This window comes from Ruegeria sp. CL6, from assembly GCF_056536465.1.
Genome location: NZ_JBQFPR010000003.1, coordinates 471374 through 490330 on the forward strand (window position 1 = coordinate 471374; position 18957 = coordinate 490330).

Annotated in this window: 23 protein-coding genes; 15 read left to right on the forward strand and 8 right to left on the reverse strand. The window is 59.7% G+C overall.

What is annotated here, in order from left to right:
- Positions 1-51 precede the first annotated feature (51 nt).
- The 4 genes from ACR0LH_RS11900 to ACR0LH_RS11915 all read left to right on the forward strand — a co-directional run bounded on the left by ACR0LH_RS11900 (position 52) and on the right by ACR0LH_RS11915 (position 3293).
- On the forward strand, positions 52-1890 hold the full coding sequence (locus ACR0LH_RS11900; protein ID WP_480721114.1) for a glycerophosphodiester phosphodiesterase: 1839 nt from the start codon (positions 52-54) through the stop codon (positions 1888-1890).
- Positions 1877-2437, forward strand: a complete 561-nt coding sequence (locus ACR0LH_RS11905; RefSeq protein WP_480721115.1) for a hypothetical protein — start codon at positions 1877-1879, stop codon at positions 2435-2437. Before ACR0LH_RS11900 ends, ACR0LH_RS11905 begins: the two co-directional genes overlap by 14 nt.
- 67 nt (positions 2438-2504) lie before the next feature.
- Positions 2505-2639: an aa3-type cytochrome c oxidase subunit IV gene (locus ACR0LH_RS11910; protein WP_058281864.1), complete on the forward strand. Its 135-nt coding sequence runs from the start codon at positions 2505-2507 to the stop codon at positions 2637-2639.
- Between the two features lie 21 nt (positions 2640-2660).
- Complete coding sequence (locus tag ACR0LH_RS11915) at positions 2661-3293, forward strand: hypothetical protein (protein ID WP_480721116.1); 633 nt, start codon at positions 2661-2663, stop codon at positions 3291-3293.
- Here ACR0LH_RS11915 and ACR0LH_RS11920 read toward each other — a convergent pair.
- Positions 3282-3614: an AzlD domain-containing protein gene (locus ACR0LH_RS11920; RefSeq protein ID WP_480721117.1), complete on the reverse strand. Its 333-nt coding sequence runs from the start codon at positions 3612-3614 to the stop codon at positions 3282-3284. The genes ACR0LH_RS11915 and ACR0LH_RS11920 overlap by 12 nt on opposite strands.
- Positions 3611-4327: an AzlC family ABC transporter permease gene (locus ACR0LH_RS11925; protein WP_480721118.1), complete on the reverse strand. Its 717-nt coding sequence runs from the start codon at positions 4325-4327 to the stop codon at positions 3611-3613. Before ACR0LH_RS11925 ends, ACR0LH_RS11920 begins: the two co-directional genes overlap by 4 nt.
- Between ACR0LH_RS11925 and ACR0LH_RS11930 the strand changes: the two genes are divergently transcribed.
- Genes ACR0LH_RS11930 through ACR0LH_RS11945 form a run of 4 tightly spaced genes read left to right on the forward strand, consistent with a single transcriptional unit; the run spans position 4326 to position 7666 of the window.
- Positions 4326-5267 carry a formate dehydrogenase accessory sulfurtransferase FdhD gene (locus ACR0LH_RS11930; RefSeq protein ID WP_480721119.1) on the forward strand — a complete coding sequence of 314 codons (942 nt, stop codon included), beginning with the start codon at positions 4326-4328 and terminating at the stop codon, positions 5265-5267. The genes ACR0LH_RS11925 and ACR0LH_RS11930 overlap by 2 nt on opposite strands.
- A gap of 4 nt (positions 5268-5271) precedes the next feature.
- Positions 5272-5916, forward strand: a complete 645-nt coding sequence (mobA, locus tag ACR0LH_RS11935) for a molybdenum cofactor guanylyltransferase MobA (protein WP_170485288.1) — start codon at positions 5272-5274, stop codon at positions 5914-5916.
- The gene (mobB, locus tag ACR0LH_RS11940; RefSeq protein ID WP_480721121.1) at positions 5913-6404 is read left to right on the forward strand and encodes a molybdopterin-guanine dinucleotide biosynthesis protein B; all 492 of its coding nucleotides are present in this window, start codon (positions 5913-5915) and stop codon (positions 6402-6404) included. The genes mobA and mobB overlap by 4 nt, the downstream gene beginning before the upstream one ends.
- Entirely contained in the window at positions 6401-7666 is a 1266-nt protein-coding gene (locus ACR0LH_RS11945; RefSeq protein WP_480721122.1) for a molybdopterin-binding protein, read from the forward strand. Before mobB ends, ACR0LH_RS11945 begins: the two co-directional genes overlap by 4 nt.
- Here the strand turns inward: ACR0LH_RS11945 and ACR0LH_RS11950 are convergent.
- The 3 genes from ACR0LH_RS11950 to ACR0LH_RS11960 all read right to left on the reverse strand — a co-directional run bounded on the left by ACR0LH_RS11950 (position 7663) and on the right by ACR0LH_RS11960 (position 9662).
- Complete coding sequence (locus ACR0LH_RS11950; protein WP_170387423.1) at positions 7663-8655, reverse strand: hypothetical protein; 993 nt, start codon at positions 8653-8655, stop codon at positions 7663-7665. The two genes, ACR0LH_RS11945 and ACR0LH_RS11950, sit on opposite strands and share 4 nt — an antisense overlap.
- A 14-nt stretch (positions 8656-8669) precedes the next feature.
- Entirely contained in the window at positions 8670-9140 is a 471-nt protein-coding gene (gene greA / locus ACR0LH_RS11955; protein ID WP_170387425.1) for a transcription elongation factor GreA, read from the reverse strand.
- Positions 9141-9281: 141 nt separating this feature from the next.
- Entirely contained in the window at positions 9282-9662 is a 381-nt protein-coding gene (locus tag ACR0LH_RS11960; RefSeq protein WP_170415079.1) for a VOC family protein, read from the reverse strand.
- An 85-nt stretch (positions 9663-9747) separates the two neighbouring features.
- On the opposite strand from ACR0LH_RS11960, the gene soxR reads away from it, so the two are divergent.
- The 4 genes from soxR (at position 9748) to ACR0LH_RS11980 (ending at position 14613) form a co-directional block, all read left to right on the forward strand.
- Positions 9748-10203 (forward strand): redox-sensitive transcriptional activator SoxR, encoded by a 456-nt coding sequence (gene soxR, locus ACR0LH_RS11965; protein WP_480721123.1) that lies wholly within the window; start codon positions 9748-9750, stop codon positions 10201-10203.
- A 135-nt stretch (positions 10204-10338) separates the two neighbouring features.
- Positions 10339-11985, forward strand: coding sequence for an electron transfer flavoprotein-ubiquinone oxidoreductase (locus ACR0LH_RS11970; protein ID WP_480721124.1), 1647 nt, complete (start codon positions 10339-10341; stop codon positions 11983-11985).
- Between the two features lie 101 nt (positions 11986-12086).
- The gene (locus ACR0LH_RS11975) at positions 12087-13802 is read left to right on the forward strand and encodes a tetratricopeptide repeat protein (RefSeq protein ID WP_480721125.1); all 1716 of its coding nucleotides are present in this window, start codon (positions 12087-12089) and stop codon (positions 13800-13802) included.
- The gene (locus tag ACR0LH_RS11980) at positions 13792-14613 is read left to right on the forward strand and encodes a 4-(cytidine 5'-diphospho)-2-C-methyl-D-erythritol kinase (protein ID WP_480721126.1); all 822 of its coding nucleotides are present in this window, start codon (positions 13792-13794) and stop codon (positions 14611-14613) included. Before ACR0LH_RS11975 ends, ACR0LH_RS11980 begins: the two co-directional genes overlap by 11 nt.
- Here ACR0LH_RS11980 and ACR0LH_RS11985 read toward each other — a convergent pair.
- Positions 14606-15604: a polyprenyl synthetase family protein gene (locus tag ACR0LH_RS11985; protein ID WP_170696565.1), complete on the reverse strand. Its 999-nt coding sequence runs from the start codon at positions 15602-15604 to the stop codon at positions 14606-14608. The genes ACR0LH_RS11980 and ACR0LH_RS11985 overlap by 8 nt on opposite strands.
- A gap of 56 nt (positions 15605-15660) precedes the next feature.
- Here ACR0LH_RS11985 and ACR0LH_RS11990 point away from each other — a divergent pair, with 56 nt between their 5' ends.
- The 3 genes from ACR0LH_RS11990 (at position 15661) to ACR0LH_RS12000 (ending at position 16932) form a co-directional block, all read left to right on the forward strand.
- Positions 15661-15876, forward strand: a complete 216-nt coding sequence (locus tag ACR0LH_RS11990) for a putative signal transducing protein (protein WP_170387439.1) — start codon at positions 15661-15663, stop codon at positions 15874-15876.
- Positions 15873-16643: a tRNA1(Val) (adenine(37)-N6)-methyltransferase gene (locus tag ACR0LH_RS11995; protein ID WP_480721127.1), complete on the forward strand. Its 771-nt coding sequence runs from the start codon at positions 15873-15875 to the stop codon at positions 16641-16643. The genes ACR0LH_RS11990 and ACR0LH_RS11995 overlap by 4 nt, the downstream gene beginning before the upstream one ends.
- Positions 16644-16767: 124 nt before the next feature.
- Complete coding sequence (locus ACR0LH_RS12000; protein WP_170387443.1) at positions 16768-16932, forward strand: DUF465 domain-containing protein; 165 nt, start codon at positions 16768-16770, stop codon at positions 16930-16932.
- On the opposite strand, the gene yddG is transcribed toward ACR0LH_RS12000, so the two are convergent.
- Entirely contained in the window at positions 16929-17795 is an 867-nt protein-coding gene (gene yddG / locus ACR0LH_RS12005; RefSeq protein ID WP_480721128.1) for an aromatic amino acid exporter YddG, read from the reverse strand. The two genes, ACR0LH_RS12000 and yddG, sit on opposite strands and share 4 nt — an antisense overlap.
- Positions 17792-18739 (reverse strand): transcriptional regulator GcvA, encoded by a 948-nt coding sequence (locus ACR0LH_RS12010; protein WP_170485115.1) that lies wholly within the window; start codon positions 18737-18739, stop codon positions 17792-17794. Before ACR0LH_RS12010 ends, yddG begins: the two co-directional genes overlap by 4 nt.
- Positions 18740-18957 lie beyond the last annotated feature (218 nt).

An 18957-nucleotide genomic window follows, 5' to 3' on the forward strand; every position in this document is an offset into this window, starting at 1 on the left:
AATTCGTGACGGCGCGGCCTTGAATGAGGGGATCATTTAAGGGGGCGTCAGGTGACAAGTTTCTCAGCCGTTACAAATGCCTACAAAGGCGCATGGGCGCGACGCCGCGTGTTTGTTCCGATCTATGTCGTGGTGCGCCTGCTGTTGATCGCGCTGATCACGCCAGGGCTGGCGATTGCCGCGAACCTTGCGGTCTCGCTGTCCAGTCAGACCGCGCTGACAGATCAGGATATCGCGGCATTTGTCCTGTCTCCCGCCGGTTTCCTAGTCGCTGTCGCCGTTCTGAGCCTGTTCCTGCTGGCCGAAGTATTCGTGTTCTCCGTTATGGCGGGATCGCTGCGCATGGGAGAGTCCGACCCGTGGCGCGCTGGCAGTGCCGCCATAGGTCTGATTTTGTCGCGCCTTCCCGCGCTGTTTGGCTTTGCGGTTCGGTTCGTTCTAAGGGTTTTGTTGTTGGTTCTGCCCTTCGCGGCCCTGTCAGCCTTGATCGCTTGGTGGAGGCTGACGGAATATGACATCAATTACTACCTGACCTTCAAACCACCTTCCTTCTGGGTGGCCGTAGTATTGATCGGGGCCGTGGTTTTGGTCATGGCCTGGGTTTTGATCCGCAGACTTTCGGCGTGGGCGCTGTCGCTTCATCTGGTGTTGTTCGAGCAGGTTCGCCCGGCGGATGCGTTCCCGCTGAGCGCAGAACGGATGGAGGGGAAGCGTGGCCGCCTAAAGGTCGATCTGGCGATGTGGCTGGGATTGCGACTGGCTATTGCGGCTCTGATCGCATGGGTTGCCGGAATTTTGTTCGCAATCGTGCCCCTTCAGGACAGCTCGAACCTGCGCCTGGCTTTGACCTACAGCCTGCTGGTTGCCGGGCTATGGTCGCTGGCGGGGCTGGTGCTGGCAGCGACAGCCCTGGGTGCTCTGGCTGTAGTGCTGGACAGGTTTTTCGAGATCAAGACAGACGAACCACCGCACCCCGAGCCCGGCACTCTGCGGGTGCCGCTGTTCGCGGCGGTCGGTGTGGCTGCCGTCGCCGTTCTGGTCAGCCTGTGGTTTGGCCAGCATCTGCTGGAACGTGTTCAGGCTCCGGACCGGGCCGAGGTTATCGGCCATCGCGGGGCGGCTGCCCTGCGGCCCGAAAACACGATGGCGGCTGTCCTGAAAGCGATCGAGGATGGGGCCGACTGGGTCGAGATCGACGTGCAGGAAACCGCAGATGATGTGGTGATCGTCGCCCATGACAGCGACTTCATGAAACTGGCGGGCGTCCCAACCAAAGTTTGGGATGCGACGATGGAAGATGTAGCCGAGATCGACATCGGCAGTTGGTTTGACCCTGAATATGCCGATGAGCGCACCCCGACCCTGCGCGACGTGCTGGCGGCGGCCAAGGGCAAGGCCAAGGTCATCATCGAGTTGAAATATTATGGCCACGATGTCGATCTGGAAAACCGCGTGGCGGCCTTGGTCGAGGAATTCGATATGCAGGACGACATCGCCACGATGTCGCTGAAGTATCCGGCCGTGCAAAAGATGAAGAAACTGCGCCCGGACTGGCGTGCAGGGGTTCTTGCGGCCACCGCAATCGGTGATCTGTCAGGGCTTGAAGGCGAGTTTGTCGCCGTAAATGCTGCGATGGCCACGCCGGGGCTGGTGCGTTCGGTTCAGGCGGCGGGCAAGGACATCTATGTCTGGACGGTCAACGACCCGCTGCAAATGTCTGCAATGGCCTCTATGGGCGTGGACGGGCTGATCACCGACCGCCCCGGGATGGCCAACGAAGTCCTGCGCGTGCGCGCCGAAATGGGGCCGGGCGAGCGGTTGCTTCTGTGGCTGGCCGCTGCGTTTGGTATGTCTGTCGATACTGAGGCGATGCGTGATGCAAGTCCGTAACCTGATTGCGGCGCTGATCTTTTGCGCGTCGCCGGCCTTTTCGCAGGACTTTATCCGAAGTCTCGAAATGCCCGCTCATCACGCCCTTATCACGCAGCGCGGCGAGGCCGAATTGACGCCGTTTGAAACAGATGGCTGCTCGGGCGGTCTATCGGCAAGCTGGCGTTTCGTCGCTGATACGTTTCCCAAGTTCGGCGCGCTCTACGAAGCCCACCCGCCGTGGGAGGGGTGCTGCGTCACCCATGACCGCGCCTATCACAATGCCGGTGGCGCGCTGAGGGCCGAGGACAGTTTCGAGGCACGCCTTTCCGCCGACGACATGTTGCGCGCCTGCGTCAAACAGCACGGAGAGGATCGTGCCGAGGACTACGCGCAACGCTATGACATGACACCGGATCAGATTCGTCTGGCACATTCTGTCACGGCCGAGGCGATGTATGCAGCCGTTCGATTTGGTGGCGGCCCCTGTTCCGGGCTTCCGTGGCGCTGGGGGTTTGGCTATCCCGGGTGTTCTGTGTTCCAAACCTTGGCCCCTGCGCGCGAATGACGTGGTGACAGGCCCGGGATTTTCGATTATCCAACATCTCGAACACGCGAATTGGGATTCTCAAATCATGGCTGAATACAAGCACGGCGAAATGGACATCACCGTTCAAACAAAAACCTTCAACGGGTTCATCAAGGCTACCACATGGTGCGTGGTTGCCATCGCCTTCCTCTGCCTTTTCCTGGCGGTCTTCGCCGCTTAAATCCGAAGAACGGGGTTGGCCGTGATCAGGATTTTGATTGCCTGTTTGTTGGCAGCGACAGTTGCAGGCTGTGCCGGGTCTCAGCGTCCGCAGGCGGACTTGGCTGAAATTTCGGCGCGGTCCTATCGCGATCCAGGGCCGTCGACCCTGACCCTGTATACGATGATCAGCACCCGGACGGGTTCGGGTGCCCATACCTCGCTGATGATCAATGGCAGCGAGAGGGTGATCTTTGACCCCGCTGGATCTTTTCGGGCGGATGTGGTTCCGATCAAGGACGACGTTCTATATGGCATAACGCCGAACGTGGAACGCGCCTATCGCAGCAGCCACGCGCGCGAAACGCATTATGCGCGCATCCAAACCGTCGAAGTGACCCCCCAGCAGGCTGAGATTGCCTTGCGGATCGCCAAGCAGTCGGGGCCGGTTGCAGGTGCGTTCTGCGCCAATTCGACCGCCCAGTTGTTGCAGCAGGTGCCGGGGTTCGAGCAGATCGAAACCACTTTCTACCCTGTCAATCTGTCGGACCAGTTTGCCCAGCTACCGGGTGTTCAAACGGCCGAGTACCGGGAAAATGACGATGCCGATCTGCAAACCGGTCTCGCCTTCAACAATGCGCAATTGAACCAGTTGGAAGCCGACTCAGCCCAATAGGTAGAGCAGCCCGTAAAGCGCTGCGGCCCCGCTGAAGATGGCTGCGATCACGTTTTTGGTAAACAGACCAGTCGCCAAGGCCACGGCCGCCGCCGCCATGCGCGGCGCATCGGGTTGACCGCCTGTCGCCGTAGGCCACACGACCAGCGGCGCGATCAACGCAGGAATGATTGCCACGGCCGTATAGCGCAGATGGCGCAGCAACCACGGTGGCATCGGGCGATCTCCGACCAGACCGATAAAGACAAAGCGCAGGGCATAGCTGCCGATGGCCAGCCCGATGATGATGGTCCAGATCGTGACCGGATCAGGCTGTGTCATGCGGCGGCCTTTCTGCGCTCGGCCATCAATTCGGCCTGTGCGCCTGCGATCATGCCGGCGCACCCGGCGATCAGCAGGCCCAGATTGAACGGAATCGCCACCGTCAGCAGGGACACCACAATTGCCGCGAGTGCTGCCACCACATGGGGCAGGGTGCGCATCATCGGTCCGATCATCGCCAGAAACGTGATCGGCAGGGCAAAATCCAGCGCCCAGCTTTCCGGAATGCGCGTCCCCAGAACCGCGCCAAGATAGGTCGCCAGTATCCAAAGAGGTGTGATCGGCGTGACCGAACCGACGAAATAAGCCATCCGTTGGGGGACGCTCATTTGCGGCTCTTTCTCGAATTGAACGATCGAACAGGCATAGGATTGGTCGACAGTCAGATAGGCCGCGCAAGCGCGCTGCCACATCGGGGCCGAGCCCAGAAACGGAGTCAGTGAGGCCGAGTACATCGCCATGCGCAGATTCACCGCCAAGGCCGATACCAGAATGATCGCAGTAGGAGTCTGATCCTGCAGCAGTTGCAGGGCGGCGAACTGGGCGGCTCCGGCAAAAACGGTAGAGGTGAACGCCATCGTTTGGACGATGTTCAAGCCTGCTTCGGTCGCAAACACGCCAAACAATGTGCCGAACGGGATCGCCACAAAGATAAACGGGGTCCCGTCCCGAAACCCTTTCCAGAAGTATGACTTGGATGTGGTGTCTGCCATGGCTAAATCCTATGGTGTTGCTCGCAGCAGTAGCTGTCTTGGGAAAGGGTTGCAATTGGCCACGGAACAGAACCTGTCAGACTATATCATCGCCCCCGACCCCAGGGCGGCCCGGCTGACCCGTGCGGTTGAAGGCGTGGATCAGAATGGCGAGGCCAGCCAGATTTCAGTGGTTGAAGAACGTCCGTTGACGATTTTCCTGAATTCGCAGGAAATCGTGACCGCCATGACCATTGGCGATTACCCCGAATATCTGGCGCTGGGTTTCCTGCGCAATCAGGGCATGCTGCTGTCCGATGACCAGATTACCCGCGTCGAATACGATGACGATCTGGAGACCGTCGTTGTCCGCACGGCGCGCGAGACGTCTTATGAAGATAAGCTCAAGAAAAAGACCCGAACCAGTGGCTGCGCCGTTGGAACCGTTTTTGGGGATATGATGGAGGGTCTCGAAGACGTGCGCTTGCCGCAGGTTACCGTGCGCACGTCGTGGCTTTATGATCTGGCCGCCAAGATCAACCGCACGCCTTCGCTCTATCTTGAGGCGGGTGCGATCCACGGCACGGTGTTGTGCCGGGAAAACCGTCCGCTGGTCTATATGGAGGACGTGGGTCGGCATAATGCAGTCGACAAGATCGCCGGTTGGATGTTGTCCGAAGGTGAAACGGCAGAGGATAAGATTCTGTACACTACCGGCCGTTTGACCTCGGAAATGGTGATCAAGACGGCGATGATGGGTATCCCCGTTCTGGCGTCGCGCTCGGGCTTCACCGCATGGGGCGTTGAGATCGCGCGCGAGGTTGGGCTGACTCTGATCGGCCGGATGCGCGGGCAGAGGTTTGTGTGTCTGGCGGGTGAAGATCGTTTGCTCCGCGATATTGATCCATCGACCGTGGCCGTTGAGGATAAGAAACATCGCAGGAAAAGCGCCAATGGCTGAGGTCATGCGAAAACCGTTGGGCGTGATCCTCGCAGGAGGGCTGGCGACCCGCATGGGTGGCGGCGACAAGGGGCTGCTACAGATCGGCGGGCAAAGCCTGATGGCGCATGTGATAGACCGGCTCGCCCCTCAGGTGGACGGTTTGGCGCTGAACGCAAACGGCGATCCCGCCCGGTTCCGTGATTTTGATCTGCCGATCATTCCCGACTCAATCGAAGGCTTTGCCGGACCGTTGGCAGGCGTACTTGCCGGGTTGGACTGGGCGGCGGAACACGATGCAGACTGCATCGTCACCGCGGCGGCTGACACGCCGTTCTTCCCTCGTGATCTGGTGGCGCGGCTGACACAAGCGGCGCAGGGGCAGGCGAATCCGCTAGTCCTCGCCACGACGCCACGCGCCGGGGATGAGACGTTGAAATCGGGCGGTGGAAAGCAGATCAACCGGCATCCAACCTTTGGGCTCTGGCCCGTGGCGCTGCGGGACGATCTGCGCGACGCTTTGAACAATGGGCTGCGCAAAGTCGTCCTGTGGACGGATCAGCACGGGGGGCGCGAGGCGCTGTTCTCTGTTGACCCGTTTGACCCTTTCTTCAACGTCAACACACCTGACGATCTGGCGCGCGCCCAACGACTGCTGGAGCAAGCATGAAAGTATACGGTGTCACCGGCTGGAAGAACGCTGGCAAAACCGGGCTGATGGAGCGTTTGGTGGCTGAGATCACCAAGCGGGGCTATTCGGTTTCCACCCTCAAGCACGCGCATCACGGTGTTGATGTGGACCAGAAAGGCACGGATAGTTACCGGCATCGCGAAGCTGGGGCCAACGAGGTCTTGCTTGCATCCGGGCAGCGCGTCGCCATCATGCAGGAGCTGCGCGGTGCGCCGGAACCTTCTCTGAACAGCCTTCTGGAACGCTTGCGCCCGGTCGATCTGATCCTGATCGAAGGTTTCAAGCGCGAAGCCCATCCTAAGATCGAGGCTTTCCGGGCCGAGGCGGGTACCCCTCTGATCGCGGAGGTAAACGAAACGATCCGGGCGGTGGCCAGCGATACCCCGCTGGAACTAAGCATCCCCGTCCTTGATCTGAACGACACGGTCGCGATTGCGGACTTTGTATTGCAGGAGGTCGGTTTATGACCAAGCCGAACATAGCGCCGCCACCTTTGCGCAACGATTGTTTTGCTTTGCCCGCCGGGGTGAACTGGACACCCGTGGATGATGCTCTGGCCTTGTTGCGTGACAGGCTTTCGGTGGTAACTGCGCCAGAGTCTGTGCCGCTGTCGGAAGCCGCTAACCGAATTCTGGCGGACGATATTTGTGCGCGACGCTCTAACCCGCCTCAGGCGAATTCCGCCGTGGATGGGTACGGTTTTGCCGGACCAGCCCCGGATGGGCCTCAAGTCATGCCCTTGCAGGATGGACGAGCAGCGGCGGGTTCTTTGTTCAGCGGACATGTACTGCCCGGCCATGCCCTGCGGGTTCTGACAGGAGCGGCCCTGCCCGATGGCATGGACACGGTTGTTCTGGAAGAAGACGTTACGGTCAAGGACGGCCACGTGGCGTTTCATGGCCCGCTCAAACGTGGCGCGAATGCCCGCAATGCCGGGGAAGACGTGGCCGAGGGCGATACGGTGCTGCGTAGGGGAAGACGGTTGACCCCTGCCGACATCGCATTGCTGTCCGCAACGGGTGTGGCGGAAGTTCCTGTTCGATCGATGCTGAGTGTTGCGGTGCTTTCAACCGGGGATGAGTTGGTCGAACCCGGAGAGGCCGCTCGGGCGGGTCAGATATTTGATGCCAATCGCCCCATGCTGCTGTCGTTGATGGATCGGATGGGATTCAGGCCCGTCGATATGGGCAAGGTGGCAGACGACCGTGAGGCGTTGCGCGACCGGTTGGATCGGGCTGCTGGTCAGGCTGACGTGATCCTTACAAGCGGCGGCGCGTCGGCCGGGGATGAAGATCACGTTTCGGCGCTGCTCCGGCAAGCTGGTGCGATGCAGGAATGGCGGATCGCGTTGAAACCCGGACGACCGTTGGCGCTGGGTATGTGGAAGGAAACACCAGTATTCGGCCTTCCGGGGAATCCTGTGGCCGCTTTGGTTTGCGCGCTGATCTTCGCGCGTCCTGCGCTTGGCCTGCTGGCAGGAGAGGGCTGGTCGGAGCCGCAGGGCTTTGACTTGCCCGCCGCGTTCGAGAAACGCAAGAAACCGGGGCGGCGTGAATATTTGCGCGCCCGCATCCGTGACGGAAAGGCCGAGGTATTTGCCTCGGAAGGGTCAGGTCGGATCAGTGGCCTGAGTTGGGCTGAGGGGCTGGTCGAGATTGAGGACGGCGCGTGTCACATTCAGCCGGGCGATCCTGTCCGGTTCCTTCCTTACGGCAGTTTCGGGCTTTAGTCGAAGGTCCCGGCCACTCGTCCCAAAAGCATGAAGGCGCGCGCGGTGCGGGTGTCGCCAAGGGCTGTCAGTTCGGCGTCACTTGCCTCGGGTTCAAATTCGACAAGCATGTGGTCAAATCGGCGCAGAAAGTGATGCGCTGCGTCCCGAAAGATAGGATCTTGCTTCATTCGACCTGCGGTCAGTGCAAGGGACGACCGGTCACGAATTCCCCCCAAGGCCGCAACAGAACGGCCGCGAGCACCCTGTGCAAACTGCCGCCATATTTCGGGCCGCGCCATGTCGGGACGCAGGTCATCCATATAGATCCCCTCTTGGCTCAGTAGGGTGAGAACGTCCTGCGATGCCTGAACCAACTGCGCGGCTTTCCGGTCTTTCAGTGCCAGGCGCAAGGCGTCGAATCCTTCGGTGTCTTCCTGCGTTTCGGGGAAGTTCAGGGCACGAATAAACACGCTGGTGCTGAGACGTGGCGCAATGTCTTCCGCCTGGGTCCCAAGTTCCAAAGAAGTCTGATCACCCGCTGCGCTTTGAGCGACACTCCGAAACGGTTCGCTGCGATGGGTGGAAAAGGTCGCCAGCGCACTTTCGGTCTTTTTCGCGGCCTGTGCGATTTCGTCGAGCTTTTTGGTGACTGTGGGCTCATATGCGCTGGTGCCGCGCTGCTGTTGAACAACATATGCCTGCCGGATCGCGTCGATCGCCGTTTGCAAGCGGGCGCTTTCCTCACGCATGATCCGGGCGGCACGCATAGACGTCGCCGCGACCCAGATCATCGCAACCGGCATGAAGACGGCAAGCAAGGTGACGACGAATCCGCCCCCTTCCACCTTGCCGGGCAGTACAAGGAATACGACCGACACGATCAGCCAGATTACGCTGAGAACAATCGCGACGATCTCGATCTCGGTCACCGACGGCTTGGTCGGCGTGTCATAGATGCCCAGAGAGGTCGGCCGCTCGGTCTCCTGCTCTGGCGTGGGCTCGGACATGGTTAACGCTCCGGTCAGGCGTACTCGATACTCAGAATTTCGTAGGAGCGCACTCCGCCCGGGGTGCGGACCTCGACACTATCGCCCTCGTCCTTGCCAATCAGGGCGCGGGCAATGGGGGATTTAATGTTCAGCAAACCGTTTTCGATGTTCGCTTCGTACTCGCCCACGATCTGCCAGGTCTTTTCTTCGTCGGTGTCTTCATCGACCAAAGTGACCTTGGCACCGAATTTGACCGTACCGGACAGTTTGGCCGGGTCGATCACGTCCGCAAGTGACAAGATGCCTTCCAGCTCTTTGATGCGGCCTTCGATAAAGCCCTGTTTTTCACGGGCGGAATGATACTCGGCGTTTTCCTTCAGGTCGCCCAGTTCCCGGGCCGAGGCGATGGCCTCGATGATCGCGGGGCGCTCGACGGATTTCAGGTTTTTAAGTTCCGCCTCGAGCGCGGCATTGCCCGAAGGCGTCATTGGAATTTTTTCCATATTCTTGTCGTCCACGCATAAAATTGCTTCGCCCCGCCGCATGAGACAAGCGTCGGGGCGAATTGATGGGTCGTCAAATACCTGACCCAAATGGCGTGGGAAATGCAAGGGGGCTAAATCGCCAGACGTGCGGAATACGGCCTAGTCATAGCTGATGACTTCAAATTCGATGCCATTTTCATCGTCAAAGTAGAATCTTTTTCCGGGTTCGTAGTCTGCGTGCGATTTTGGCGTGAACCCGGCACCTTTCACTTTGGCCTCTGTCGCGTCGATGTCTTCGACCAGCACGCCGACATGGTTCAACGCGCCTATTATGTGATGGCCGGTTTCATCCGCAGGTTTTGGGTCGCTGGGGGCGTACAGCGCCAGATAGGTATGCGTGCTGCCGACATGAACCGTGTAGCCGCCCGCGATGGCCGGGCCTTCCCATCGGGTTTTCCAGCCAAAGACCTCGTGCATCCATTTGGCCGAAGCCTGCGGGTCGCGGACCGTGAAGTTTGTGTGTTCAAGCGTCGCCATCATGGGGTCTCCTTTTCATTTTGAGGCTTGTCCCGACTCACCGTAATTTCTAAACCTAACTTTAGGTCAAGGTATTTACGAGGGCAAAATGGCGATTTCCGAAGGGCTGGCTATTGGCGCTTTGGCCAAGCGCACAGGGTTGGCGGTTTCGGCAATCCGGTACTACGAGGCGCAAGGGCTGATTGCCCCGTGGCGGAACGCAGGCGGACAAAGGCGGTATCAGCGGGCTGATATCCGTCGTTTGAGCTTTGTTATGATCGCACAACAGTTCGGCCTGACGCTGCCTGAGATTCGTGAAGTGTTGTCTGGTCTGCCCGGCAACCGAACTCCAACCCCCAAGGATTGGCAGAAAATCAGCGTTGAATTGCGATCTCATCTGGATCAGCGAATCGAGACTTTAACGCGATTGCGCGACAATCTGGACGGCTGCATCGGTTGCGGCTGCCTGAGCCTGCCGAAATGCGCTCTGTACAACCCAGACGATCGCGCCAGGTCCTATGGTAGCGGTCCCAGGTACCTGATGGGCGACGCTCCTGAGGAATAACTGCCGCATTGCAGCAATGTTACGCCGTGTTTTGATTGACCAAGGTCTTTGTGACCATGTAATCACCCGTGAAACAAAATTGCGCAGACCACGCAGTGAAAGCGCCAATTCGGAAAGTTAGCTAAGGAGCCCGCGATGGCCGAGATTGAACGCGAAGCGATGGAATACGATGTGGTGATCGTGGGTGCAGGTCCTGCGGGCCTGTCGGCGGCCATTCGTCTGAAACAGCTGGATGCGGACCTGAATGTTGTGGTTCTGGAAAAGGGCTCGGAAGTGGGTGCGCACATCCTGTCGGGTGCGGTTCTGGATCCGTGTGGTCTGGATGCGCTGATCCCTGACTGGAAAGAAAAGGGCGCGCCTCTGAATACGCCGGTCGAAGAAGACAACTTCTATATGCTGGGTGAGGCGGGACAAATCCGCATCCCCAACTGGCCGATGCCGCCGCTGATGAATAACCACGGCAATTACATCGTCTCGATGGGCAATGTCTGCCGCTGGATGGCTGAACAGGCCGAAGAACTGGGCGTGGAAATCTTCCCCGGCATGGCCTGTTCCGAGATGGTTTATGGCGAGAATGGCGAAGTCAAAGGCGTGGTTGCCGGTGTCTTTGGTCTGGAGGCCGACGGCTCTTACGGACCCAACACCGAGCCGGGGATGGAACTGCACGGCAAATACGTCTTCCTGTCAGAAGGTGTGCGCGGTTCGCTGTCCAAGGAAGTGATCGCCAAATACGACCTGCAAGCCGGGAAAGAACCGCAGAAATACGGCGTCGGCATGAAAGAGATCTGGGAGATCGACCCGGCCAAGCACAAGGAAGGCTCGGTCACGCACACGATGGGCTGGCCTCTGGGCAGCAACGCAGGTGGCGGATCGTTCATCTATCACCTTGAAAACAATCAGGTCTATGTCGGTTTCGTGGTTCACCTGAACTACAAGAACCCGCACCTGTATCCCTACATGGAATTCCAGCGCTTTAAGCATCACCCGATGGTGGCCGAGCTGCTGAAAGGCGGCAAGCGCGTGGCCTACGGTGCCCGTGCGATCACCGAGGGCGGCTATCAGTCGATGCCGAAACTGGTTGCGCCGGGTGTGGCGTTGCTGGGTTGTTCGGCGGGTATGGTCAACGTGCCGCGCATCAAGGGTAACCACAATGCGATGCTGTCGGGCAAAGCCGCAGCCGAGGCCGCGTTTGACGCTATCAAGGCCGACCGTGCGGGCGATGAGCTGACCGCATACGAGGCCGACGTGCGCGACGGTGCCATCGGCAGCGATCTGAAGAAGGTGCGCAACGTTAAACCGATGTGGTCGAAATGGGGCCTGACAGCGTCTCTTGCCTTTGGTGGTCTGGACATGTGGACCAACACGCTGGGCTTCTCGCTGTTCGGAACTCTGGGTCACGGCAAGAATGACGCTGAAGCGACAGAAGAGGCCAGCAAGCACGCGCCCATCGATTATCCCAAGCCCGATGGCGTGCTGTCGTTTGACCGCTTGACCAACGTCTCGTTTGCGATGACCAACCACGAGGAAAGTCAGCCTTGCCATCTGCGGCTGTCCGACCCGGCGATCCCGGTCAATGTCAACATGCCCAAGTTCGACGAACCTGCGCAGCGCTACTGCCCGGCAGGGGTTTACGAAATGGTCGAGGATGAGAACGGACCGCGATTCGTCATCAACTTCCAGAACTGTGTTCACTGCAAGACCTGCGATATCAAGGATCCCAGCCAGAACATCACCTGGACCACGCCGCAGGGCGGCGACGGACCGAACTATCCCAACATGTAAGCGAAAACACGGGCACTGGCAGGGTCGTGAAGGCTCTGCCATTGCCTCTTACCGGCCAAAGTCCTAGCTTGTTAGGCAGTCAACAATAGCAAGGCAGGATTTTGGTGGCTTCCCTCCTCCGTCGCGCAGCGCTGGTTGCGCTGCTTTCTTCGTCAGTCACGTTTCCGGCTTTTTCGGATACGGGGTCCGGTTCGTATCTTGCCGGGCGTCAGGCGATTTTCCAGAACGATTACACCGCGGCCGAGCGTTACTATGCGCAGGCGCAGCGCGCTGACCCTGAAAATCACAGGCTGCTGGAAAGTGTCGTTGTCGCCAGACTCTCGCTGGGTGATATCAGGCGCGCGCTGCCCGTGGCGCGCACGATCGAGGACATGGGCCTGCCAAGTCAGGCGGCCCGGATGGTGATCGCTTCAAACCTAGTCGCGGATGGCAAGCTGGACGAATTGCTTGCGCTTGACCCCGAGACAGAGGGCGTCGGACCGCTGGTGGATGGTTTGATGCTTGGATGGGCTCATATCGGCCAAGGCTCGATGACCAAGGCCATGGAGCAGTTCGATCAGGTCACTGCGCAGGAGGGGCTGCGGGAATTTGCGCTATACCACAAGGCGCTTGCTTTGGCGTCGGTTGGTGACTTTGAAGGGGCCGAGGCTATTTTCGCCGCCGATGGCGGGGTAGTTGCCCAATTTTCACGCCGCGCGGCGCTGGCACGGGTCGAGGTTCTGTCGCAACTCGACCGCAATCAGGAGGCGCTGGCGTTTTTGAATGATGTGTTTGCCGCCGGCAGTGATCCGTCTATCGAAAGCTATAAGGCGCGTCTGACCGCAGGGGATACCCTGCCATTTACCCACGTTCGGTCCGCTCAGGATGGCATGGCCGAAGTGTTCTTTTCCGTCGGTGCCGCGCTTAGCACCGAGGCGGCCCAGAATTACGTTCTGCTCTACGCTCAGATCGCGACCTTCCTGAGGCCCGATCATGTTGACGCAATCTTGCTGAGCGCCGAGTTGCTGGATGAGCTGGAACAATACGATCTGGCGGTTGAGGCTTATCGTAAAGTACCGGCTGACAGCAGTGACTATCACGCTGCCGAACTTGGCCGCGCCGAAGTTCTGGGGCGGGCTGGCAAAACCGATGCGGCCGCCGAAGTCTTGCAGACCCTTGCCGCGCAAAGCCCGAACCTGCCCAGCGTGCACGTCGCTTTGGCCGATCTTCAGCGAAGGCAGGAGGACTATGCCTCTGCGGTGAAAACATATGATCGGGCGATCGAGCTGATTGAGGAAGGGGTCGGCGGAAACTGGTTTCTCTACTACGCCCGCGGCATCTCGCACGAGCGGCTCAAGAACTGGGATCAGGCCGAGGCCGATTTCCGCCGTGCGCTGGAACTGAACCCGGACCAGCCGCAAGTTCTAAACTATTTGGGGTATTCTCTGGTGGAACGGCGCGAGAAGCTGGATGAGGCGCTAGAGATGATCGAACGCGCTGTCGCCACGCGCCCTGACAGTGGCTACATCGTGGATAGCCTTGGGTGGGTTCTATTCCGTCTGGGCCGCTATGACGAAGCGGTTGAGCATATGGAGCGCGCGGTTGAGTTGATGCCAGTGGATCCCGTGGTGAACGATCATCTGGGGGATGTCTATTGGGCCGTCGGGCGCGCGCGCGAGGCCGAGTTCCAGTGGAAACGCGCCCTGTCTTTCATCGACCCCGATGACACGGATGGCGAAGCCGACCCGGACCGGATCAGGCGCAAGATTGAGATTGGGCTGGATGCTGTTCTGGCCGAGGAGGGGGCTGACCCTTTGAAGGTCGCAAATGAAGGCTGAGGGCTTCGCGCCCGCCAAGATCAACCTCACCCTGCATGTGACTGGCCGACGAGCCGATGGGTATCACCTGTTGGATTCACTGGTGGTCTTTGCGGATTTGGGTGACACGCTGCGCTTTGCACCGGGAGATTGCCTGTCGATCACGGTTACTGGTGAGCACGCGGCAGGGGTTCCAGCGGATGAACGTAATCTGGTCTGGAAGGCAGCCAAGGCCGCAGGTTGGGCAGGTCATATCGACTTGAACAAAGTGCTGCCGCACGGGGGCGGGATCGGAGGCGGATCGTCCGATGCAGCGGCCACTTTGCGCATGGTTGCCGATCAGGGCGGCTCCATTCCAGATGAGATCGCCCTGTCACTTGGCGCGGATATCCCCGTCTGCATGGCTGCGCGGGCCAGTCGAATGCGTGGTATTGGTGACGGGCTGACACCGGTTGTTTTACCGCACTTGCCAGCCCTTCTGGTCAATCCGGGCGTCGAAGTGCCGACGGGTGCTGTATTCTCGGCGCTGGACAGCCGTGACAACGATCCCATGCCGAATGATATTCCGACGTTTACCGCTCCTGAGGACTGCGCCGCTTGGTTGCGGGATCAACGAAACGATCTTGAGGGTCCGACCAAGGGTCTTGCGCCCGACGTTGGCGGGGTGCTGGACGAACTTGCGGAAACCAAGGACGCTCTGCTTGTTCGGATGTCGGGGTCGGGATCGACGTGCTTTGCGCTCTACCCGCATATGAAGGCGGCCCATTTCGCTGCCTACGAAATTGGAGCAGCCCATCCCGACTGGTGGTGTCGCGCCGTTCAGCTTAATTGAGGCGAGACACCACGTAATCCGCCAGATCACGCAGCAACGTGCGAACTTCATGGTCGGGGAGGATGTCGAGTGACGCTTTGGCCTTGTTCGCCCATCCCAGCGCATCCGAGCGCGTGGCGTCCAGCGTGCCGTATTTGGCCATCAGACCCAGCGCGTGGTCCAGATCACCTTCTTCCTGACGACCACGGCCTATCGTGCGCTCCCAGAATGCGTGTTCTTCCGGGGTTGCTTGCGCGACGGCCTTGATGACCGGCAGGGTCAGCTTGCGTTCGCGGAAATCGTCACCGACATTCTTGCCTGTCGCAGCGCTGTCGCCCTGATAATCCAGCAGGTCATCCGCGATCTGAAAGGCGATACCCAGCGCATCGCCGTAATCGTAAAGGGCTTGGACCTGATCTTCGGTCGCTCCGGCGATGACGCCGCCCACTTCGGTCGCGGCTGAGAACAACGCCGCCGTCTTGCCCCGCACAACCTGCAGGTAGATCGCTTCGTTGGTGCCCAGATCGGTGGCTGCCGTCATTTGCAGGACTTCACCTTCGGCAATCGTCGCCGATGCGTTTGCAAGGATATCAAGCACGCGCAGCGACCCTGTCTCGACCATCAACTGGAAGCTGCGCGAGAACAGGTAATCGCCCACCAAAACGCTGGATTTGTTGTCCCACAAAAGGTTTGCCGTGGGGCGTCCGCGCCGCTGGCCGCTCTCGTCCACCACGTCATCGTGCAGCAAGGTGGCGGTATGGATGAATTCAACAGTCGCGGCCAGACGCACATGGTGGCTGCCCTGATAGCCAAACAGTTGCGCTGCGGCCAAGGTCAGCATCGGGCGCAAACGCTTGCCGCCCGCCTCGACCAGATGTGCCGTTACTTCCGGGATGCGCGGGGCGTGCTCGGACGCCATGCGGGTTCGGATCAGCTCATTCACTGCGTCCATTTCACCCGCGAGAATTTCCGCCAGCCGCTCATGCGGTTTTGAGACCGTGCCGATCGCCATCACACTCCTGATACAAGGCTCGACTTCTGCCGCACCTTGCCCTTACATCCATCCCCATGAAAGAACTTTTGCGCAGCACCGATCCAACGATCCTGGCATTTGCATCCGCCCTTCTTGAAGGCGAGGATATAGACTGCTTTCAGATGGACGTAAATATGAGCATCCTCGAAGGCGGCATAGGAATTTTCCCCCGCCGCCTGATGGTCCGCGCCGATGACCTGACCCGGGCCGAGCGCGTGATGCGCGACAACGATATTCCGCTGGGCCGATGACCCTGTTTGACGATGATGACCTGACCCTGAATGACTTTTTGGGTGGTCGTGTGCGCCTGTGGCAACCCCGCAATGGTTATCGCGCCGGGGTAGATCCGATCCTGCTGGCCGCCTCTGTTCCGGCAAAGCGGGGCCAAAGCGTGCTGGAGCTGGGCTGCGGGGCAGGGGCGGCAGTGCTGTCGCTGATGGCGCGCGTGCCGGGGTTGCAGGCCGTCGGGGTGGAGTTGCAAGCGCCATACGCTGTCTTGGCACGCCGGAACGCTGCTGAAAACGCTGCGCGGTTGGAGGTCATTCAAGCGGACCTGACCGCATTGCCGCCGGACCTGAAGCAGCGTCAGTTCGATCACGTGATCGCTAACCCGCCTTATTACCGGGCCGGGGCGCATAGCCCGTCTATAGATAAGGGACGAAGGGTCGCACTGGGCGGGGATACGCCGCTGGACCATTGGTTTGACGCCGCAGCGAAACGCCTTGCACCGAAGGGTTACCTGCACATGATCCAAAAAGCGGATCGGCTGCCGGATATGCTGATCGCCTGTTCCGGGCGGCTGGGGTCAATCGAAGTTGTGCCACTGGCAGCCCGGTCCGGGCGCAAAGCCGAGCTGGTGATTCTGCGGGCCAGAAAAGGGGGCCGCGCAGCGTTTCAACTCCATGCGCCCTTGATTTTACACGCAGGTGAGCGCCACGAAAAAGACGGCGAAAGCTATACGCCGCAAGTATCAGCGGTGCTGCGCGACGGGGCAGCGCTGGCCTGTTTCCAGGAGTGATAGGCATTAACCAGCCGAATTTGTCGGATTTATTACAGATTCTGTGCGTCTGCAGCGTGACAGGCTGGAAACGATGTGGTCAACTTCTTACGTAAACCTGAGACACCAACAAAGGAGTATCGCCATGAGCGTGAGCGCACATCTGACGGAACTGAAGAAAAAGCACGAAACTCTCGGTCTCGAAGTAGAACAAGCCCAACGCTCGCCAGGTATCGATGATCTCCATATCGCTCAACTCAAGAAACAGAAGCTGAAACTGAAAGAAGAGATCGAGCGCCTGTCCAACTAACGGCTCATACTGGCGCGTGCCGCGATAGTCGCGCCACCCGTAATCAAAACGGCCGCGATCGCCAGACCCCACGAAGGGGCCGCGATCCCGGCCACAACCAAAACAAGCGTAGACAACAAGGGTGCCGCGTAGGACGCCGTGCCCAAGATTTGGATGTCGCCTTGTTTGACCCCGATATCCCAGACGTAAAACGCCAGTCCCACCGGCCCAAGGCCCAAGGCCAGAACGGACGCCCAGCTTGTTGCGGTGTCCGGCCACACGGTGTCTTCAACAGCTATGTGCAGCGCAGCGGACGCGATGGCCGTGGCGACGCAGAACACGGCAACCGAACTTGTCGGAGTGTCGCCCAAGCGCCGGGACAGGACTGAGTAGCCGGACCAGGTCAGCGCGCATAACAGGGCCAGGCCATATCCCGGCAGGTGATCCGACTGGAACCCGGCACTTCCGCCTCCGGCTATGATTACAGTGGCCCCGGCGAACCCCAGACAAGCACCGAACAGATGCCCCAGACGCAGGTTCTCACCGGGCAGCAGTCCGGAAAAGAGAACAATCAGCAAGGGCCAGAGATAAGCGATCAAGCCAGCCTCGGCCGCCGGAGCCATGCGCAACGCCGAGAAATACAGCGCGTGGTAGCCAAACAGCCCGACCGTTCCAAACAGGTAGGTTGTCCAGCGCACCTTCCGAAGCTGCGCCAGACCACCATTTGCCCAGGTCCAGATCAGCCCAAGCGTGCCGCCGATTGAAAAGCATATGGCGTTTAACAGCAGTGGCGGAGTGGGTGCGGATCCCACCGTGAACAAGGCCAGCAGAGACCATAGCAGGACCGCGATAAATCCGATCCCCGTTGCACGGGTTCTTGTCATGGTGCGGGGACCTCTTCCACCGGGATAATCTCGAATTCATCCGAGATATGCGCGGTTTTTTCAATCTCGTCCATGAACCAATCTCGGAAGGCAGCGATCTGGGGGCGATTCTCGGCACCCGGCAGACATAGAAACCGAAACCGCCCCCGCGTTTCGATGGCGGTTTTGAACGGCGCGACCAAGCGCCCCTCGGTCAGGTCCTTGATGATCATCGCGCGGCGTCCAAGAGCAACGCCAACCCCCGCAACGGCCGCGTCGATCGCATGGTCCGCATTCGAGAAATGCGCGCCATGGGTCGGCGCGAAATTCACACCGACCGCCCGAAACCATGCAGGCCAGTCACTGGGCGGTTGAAGAAACGCAATCGAGTCGTCAAAGATCAGCGGCGCGTCCCTCAGGCTGTCGGGCGTTGAATATCGTTCGGCCAATTCAGGGGTCATGACCGGGGTTAGCCACTCTTTGCGCACGGGCAGGGAATACAACCCCTCGTCATCGCCATAGCCGAACCGGATCGCCACATCTACATCGTCACGTTCCAGATCCATATTGCGCAGCGTGGCCGAGAACTTGAGGTCAATCTCGGGATGTGCCCGCGCGAATTCATAAAGGCGCGGAGCAAGCCATTTGGCGGTCAAGGCCGGGCCTGCGGTCACGGTCAAGCTGGTATCGTTTCCCTGCCGTCGGGCCGCCTGCCAAGCGGCCTGCAATGCAGCGAACCCCTCGGCCGCGCCGGGTGCTAGTGCGCGCCCGGCCTCGGTCAGTTCGACGGCGCGGTTCAGGCGGCGAAACAGCGGACGGCCCAGATGTTCCTCAAGGGATTTGATCTGAAAGGACAGGGCCGCAGGGGTTACGTGCAGTTCTTCGGCAGCTTTTGCAAAGGACATGTGGCGCGCGGCGGCATCAAAGGCGCGCAATGCGGTCAGTGGGGGGAGGTAGTCGCTCATAGCATAAGAAATTCTTAACTGAAACCCGCAGAAAGCTCGTTTGTCGCCAGCATTGATAAGGCGCATATTGAGTGCAAGTCAAACAAAGCTGAACTGAAAGGATGACTGCCATGATCGAGATGACGACAAACCCCGCAGCCGCCCGCGCCTTTCAGCGGGCCCATGCTGAACGCGGTAAGATGCTCAAGCAGGCCCTGAACTGGCTTTTTGGTTCCCGC

Bases quoted from the DNA above. Each gene is read 5' to 3' on its own strand.
- ACR0LH_RS11905 (WP_480721115.1), top strand. From the start codon at position 1,877: ATGCAAGTCCGTAACCTGATTGCGGCGCTGATCTTTTGCGCGTCGCCG.
- ACR0LH_RS11910 (WP_058281864.1), top strand. From the start codon at position 2,505: ATGGCTGAATACAAGCACGGCGAAATGGACATCACCGTTCAAACAAAA.
- ACR0LH_RS11920 (WP_480721117.1), bottom strand. From the start codon at position 3,614: ATGACACAGCCTGATCCGGTCACGATCTGGACCATCATCATCGGGCTG.
- ACR0LH_RS11930 (WP_480721119.1), top strand. From the start codon at position 4,326: ATGGCTAAATCCTATGGTGTTGCTCGCAGCAGTAGCTGTCTTGGGAAA.
- ACR0LH_RS11925 (WP_480721118.1), bottom strand. From the start codon at position 4,327: ATGGCAGACACCACATCCAAGTCATACTTCTGGAAAGGGTTTCGGGAC.
- mobA (WP_170485288.1), top strand. From the start codon at position 5,272: ATGCGAAAACCGTTGGGCGTGATCCTCGCAGGAGGGCTGGCGACCCGC.
- mobB (WP_480721121.1), top strand. From the start codon at position 5,913: ATGAAAGTATACGGTGTCACCGGCTGGAAGAACGCTGGCAAAACCGGG.
- ACR0LH_RS11945 (WP_480721122.1), top strand. From the start codon at position 6,401: ATGACCAAGCCGAACATAGCGCCGCCACCTTTGCGCAACGATTGTTTT.
- ACR0LH_RS11950 (WP_170387423.1), bottom strand. From the start codon at position 8,655: ATGTCCGAGCCCACGCCAGAGCAGGAGACCGAGCGGCCGACCTCTCTG.
- greA (WP_170387425.1), bottom strand. From the start codon at position 9,140: ATGGAAAAAATTCCAATGACGCCTTCGGGCAATGCCGCGCTCGAGGCG.
- ACR0LH_RS11960 (WP_170415079.1), bottom strand. From the start codon at position 9,662: ATGATGGCGACGCTTGAACACACAAACTTCACGGTCCGCGACCCGCAG.
- soxR (WP_480721123.1), top strand. From the start codon at position 9,748: ATGGCGATTTCCGAAGGGCTGGCTATTGGCGCTTTGGCCAAGCGCACA.
- ACR0LH_RS11970 (WP_480721124.1), top strand. From the start codon at position 10,339: ATGGCCGAGATTGAACGCGAAGCGATGGAATACGATGTGGTGATCGTG.
- ACR0LH_RS11980 (WP_480721126.1), top strand. From the start codon at position 13,792: ATGAAGGCTGAGGGCTTCGCGCCCGCCAAGATCAACCTCACCCTGCAT.
- ACR0LH_RS11985 (WP_170696565.1), bottom strand. From the start codon at position 15,604: ATGGCGATCGGCACGGTCTCAAAACCGCATGAGCGGCTGGCGGAAATT.
- ACR0LH_RS11990 (WP_170387439.1), top strand. From the start codon at position 15,661: ATGAAAGAACTTTTGCGCAGCACCGATCCAACGATCCTGGCATTTGCA.
- ACR0LH_RS11995 (WP_480721127.1), top strand. From the start codon at position 15,873: ATGACCCTGTTTGACGATGATGACCTGACCCTGAATGACTTTTTGGGT.
- ACR0LH_RS12000 (WP_170387443.1), top strand. From the start codon at position 16,768: ATGAGCGTGAGCGCACATCTGACGGAACTGAAGAAAAAGCACGAAACT.
- yddG (WP_480721128.1), bottom strand. From the start codon at position 17,795: ATGACAAGAACCCGTGCAACGGGGATCGGATTTATCGCGGTCCTGCTA.
- ACR0LH_RS12010 (WP_170485115.1), bottom strand. From the start codon at position 18,739: ATGAGCGACTACCTCCCCCCACTGACCGCATTGCGCGCCTTTGATGCC.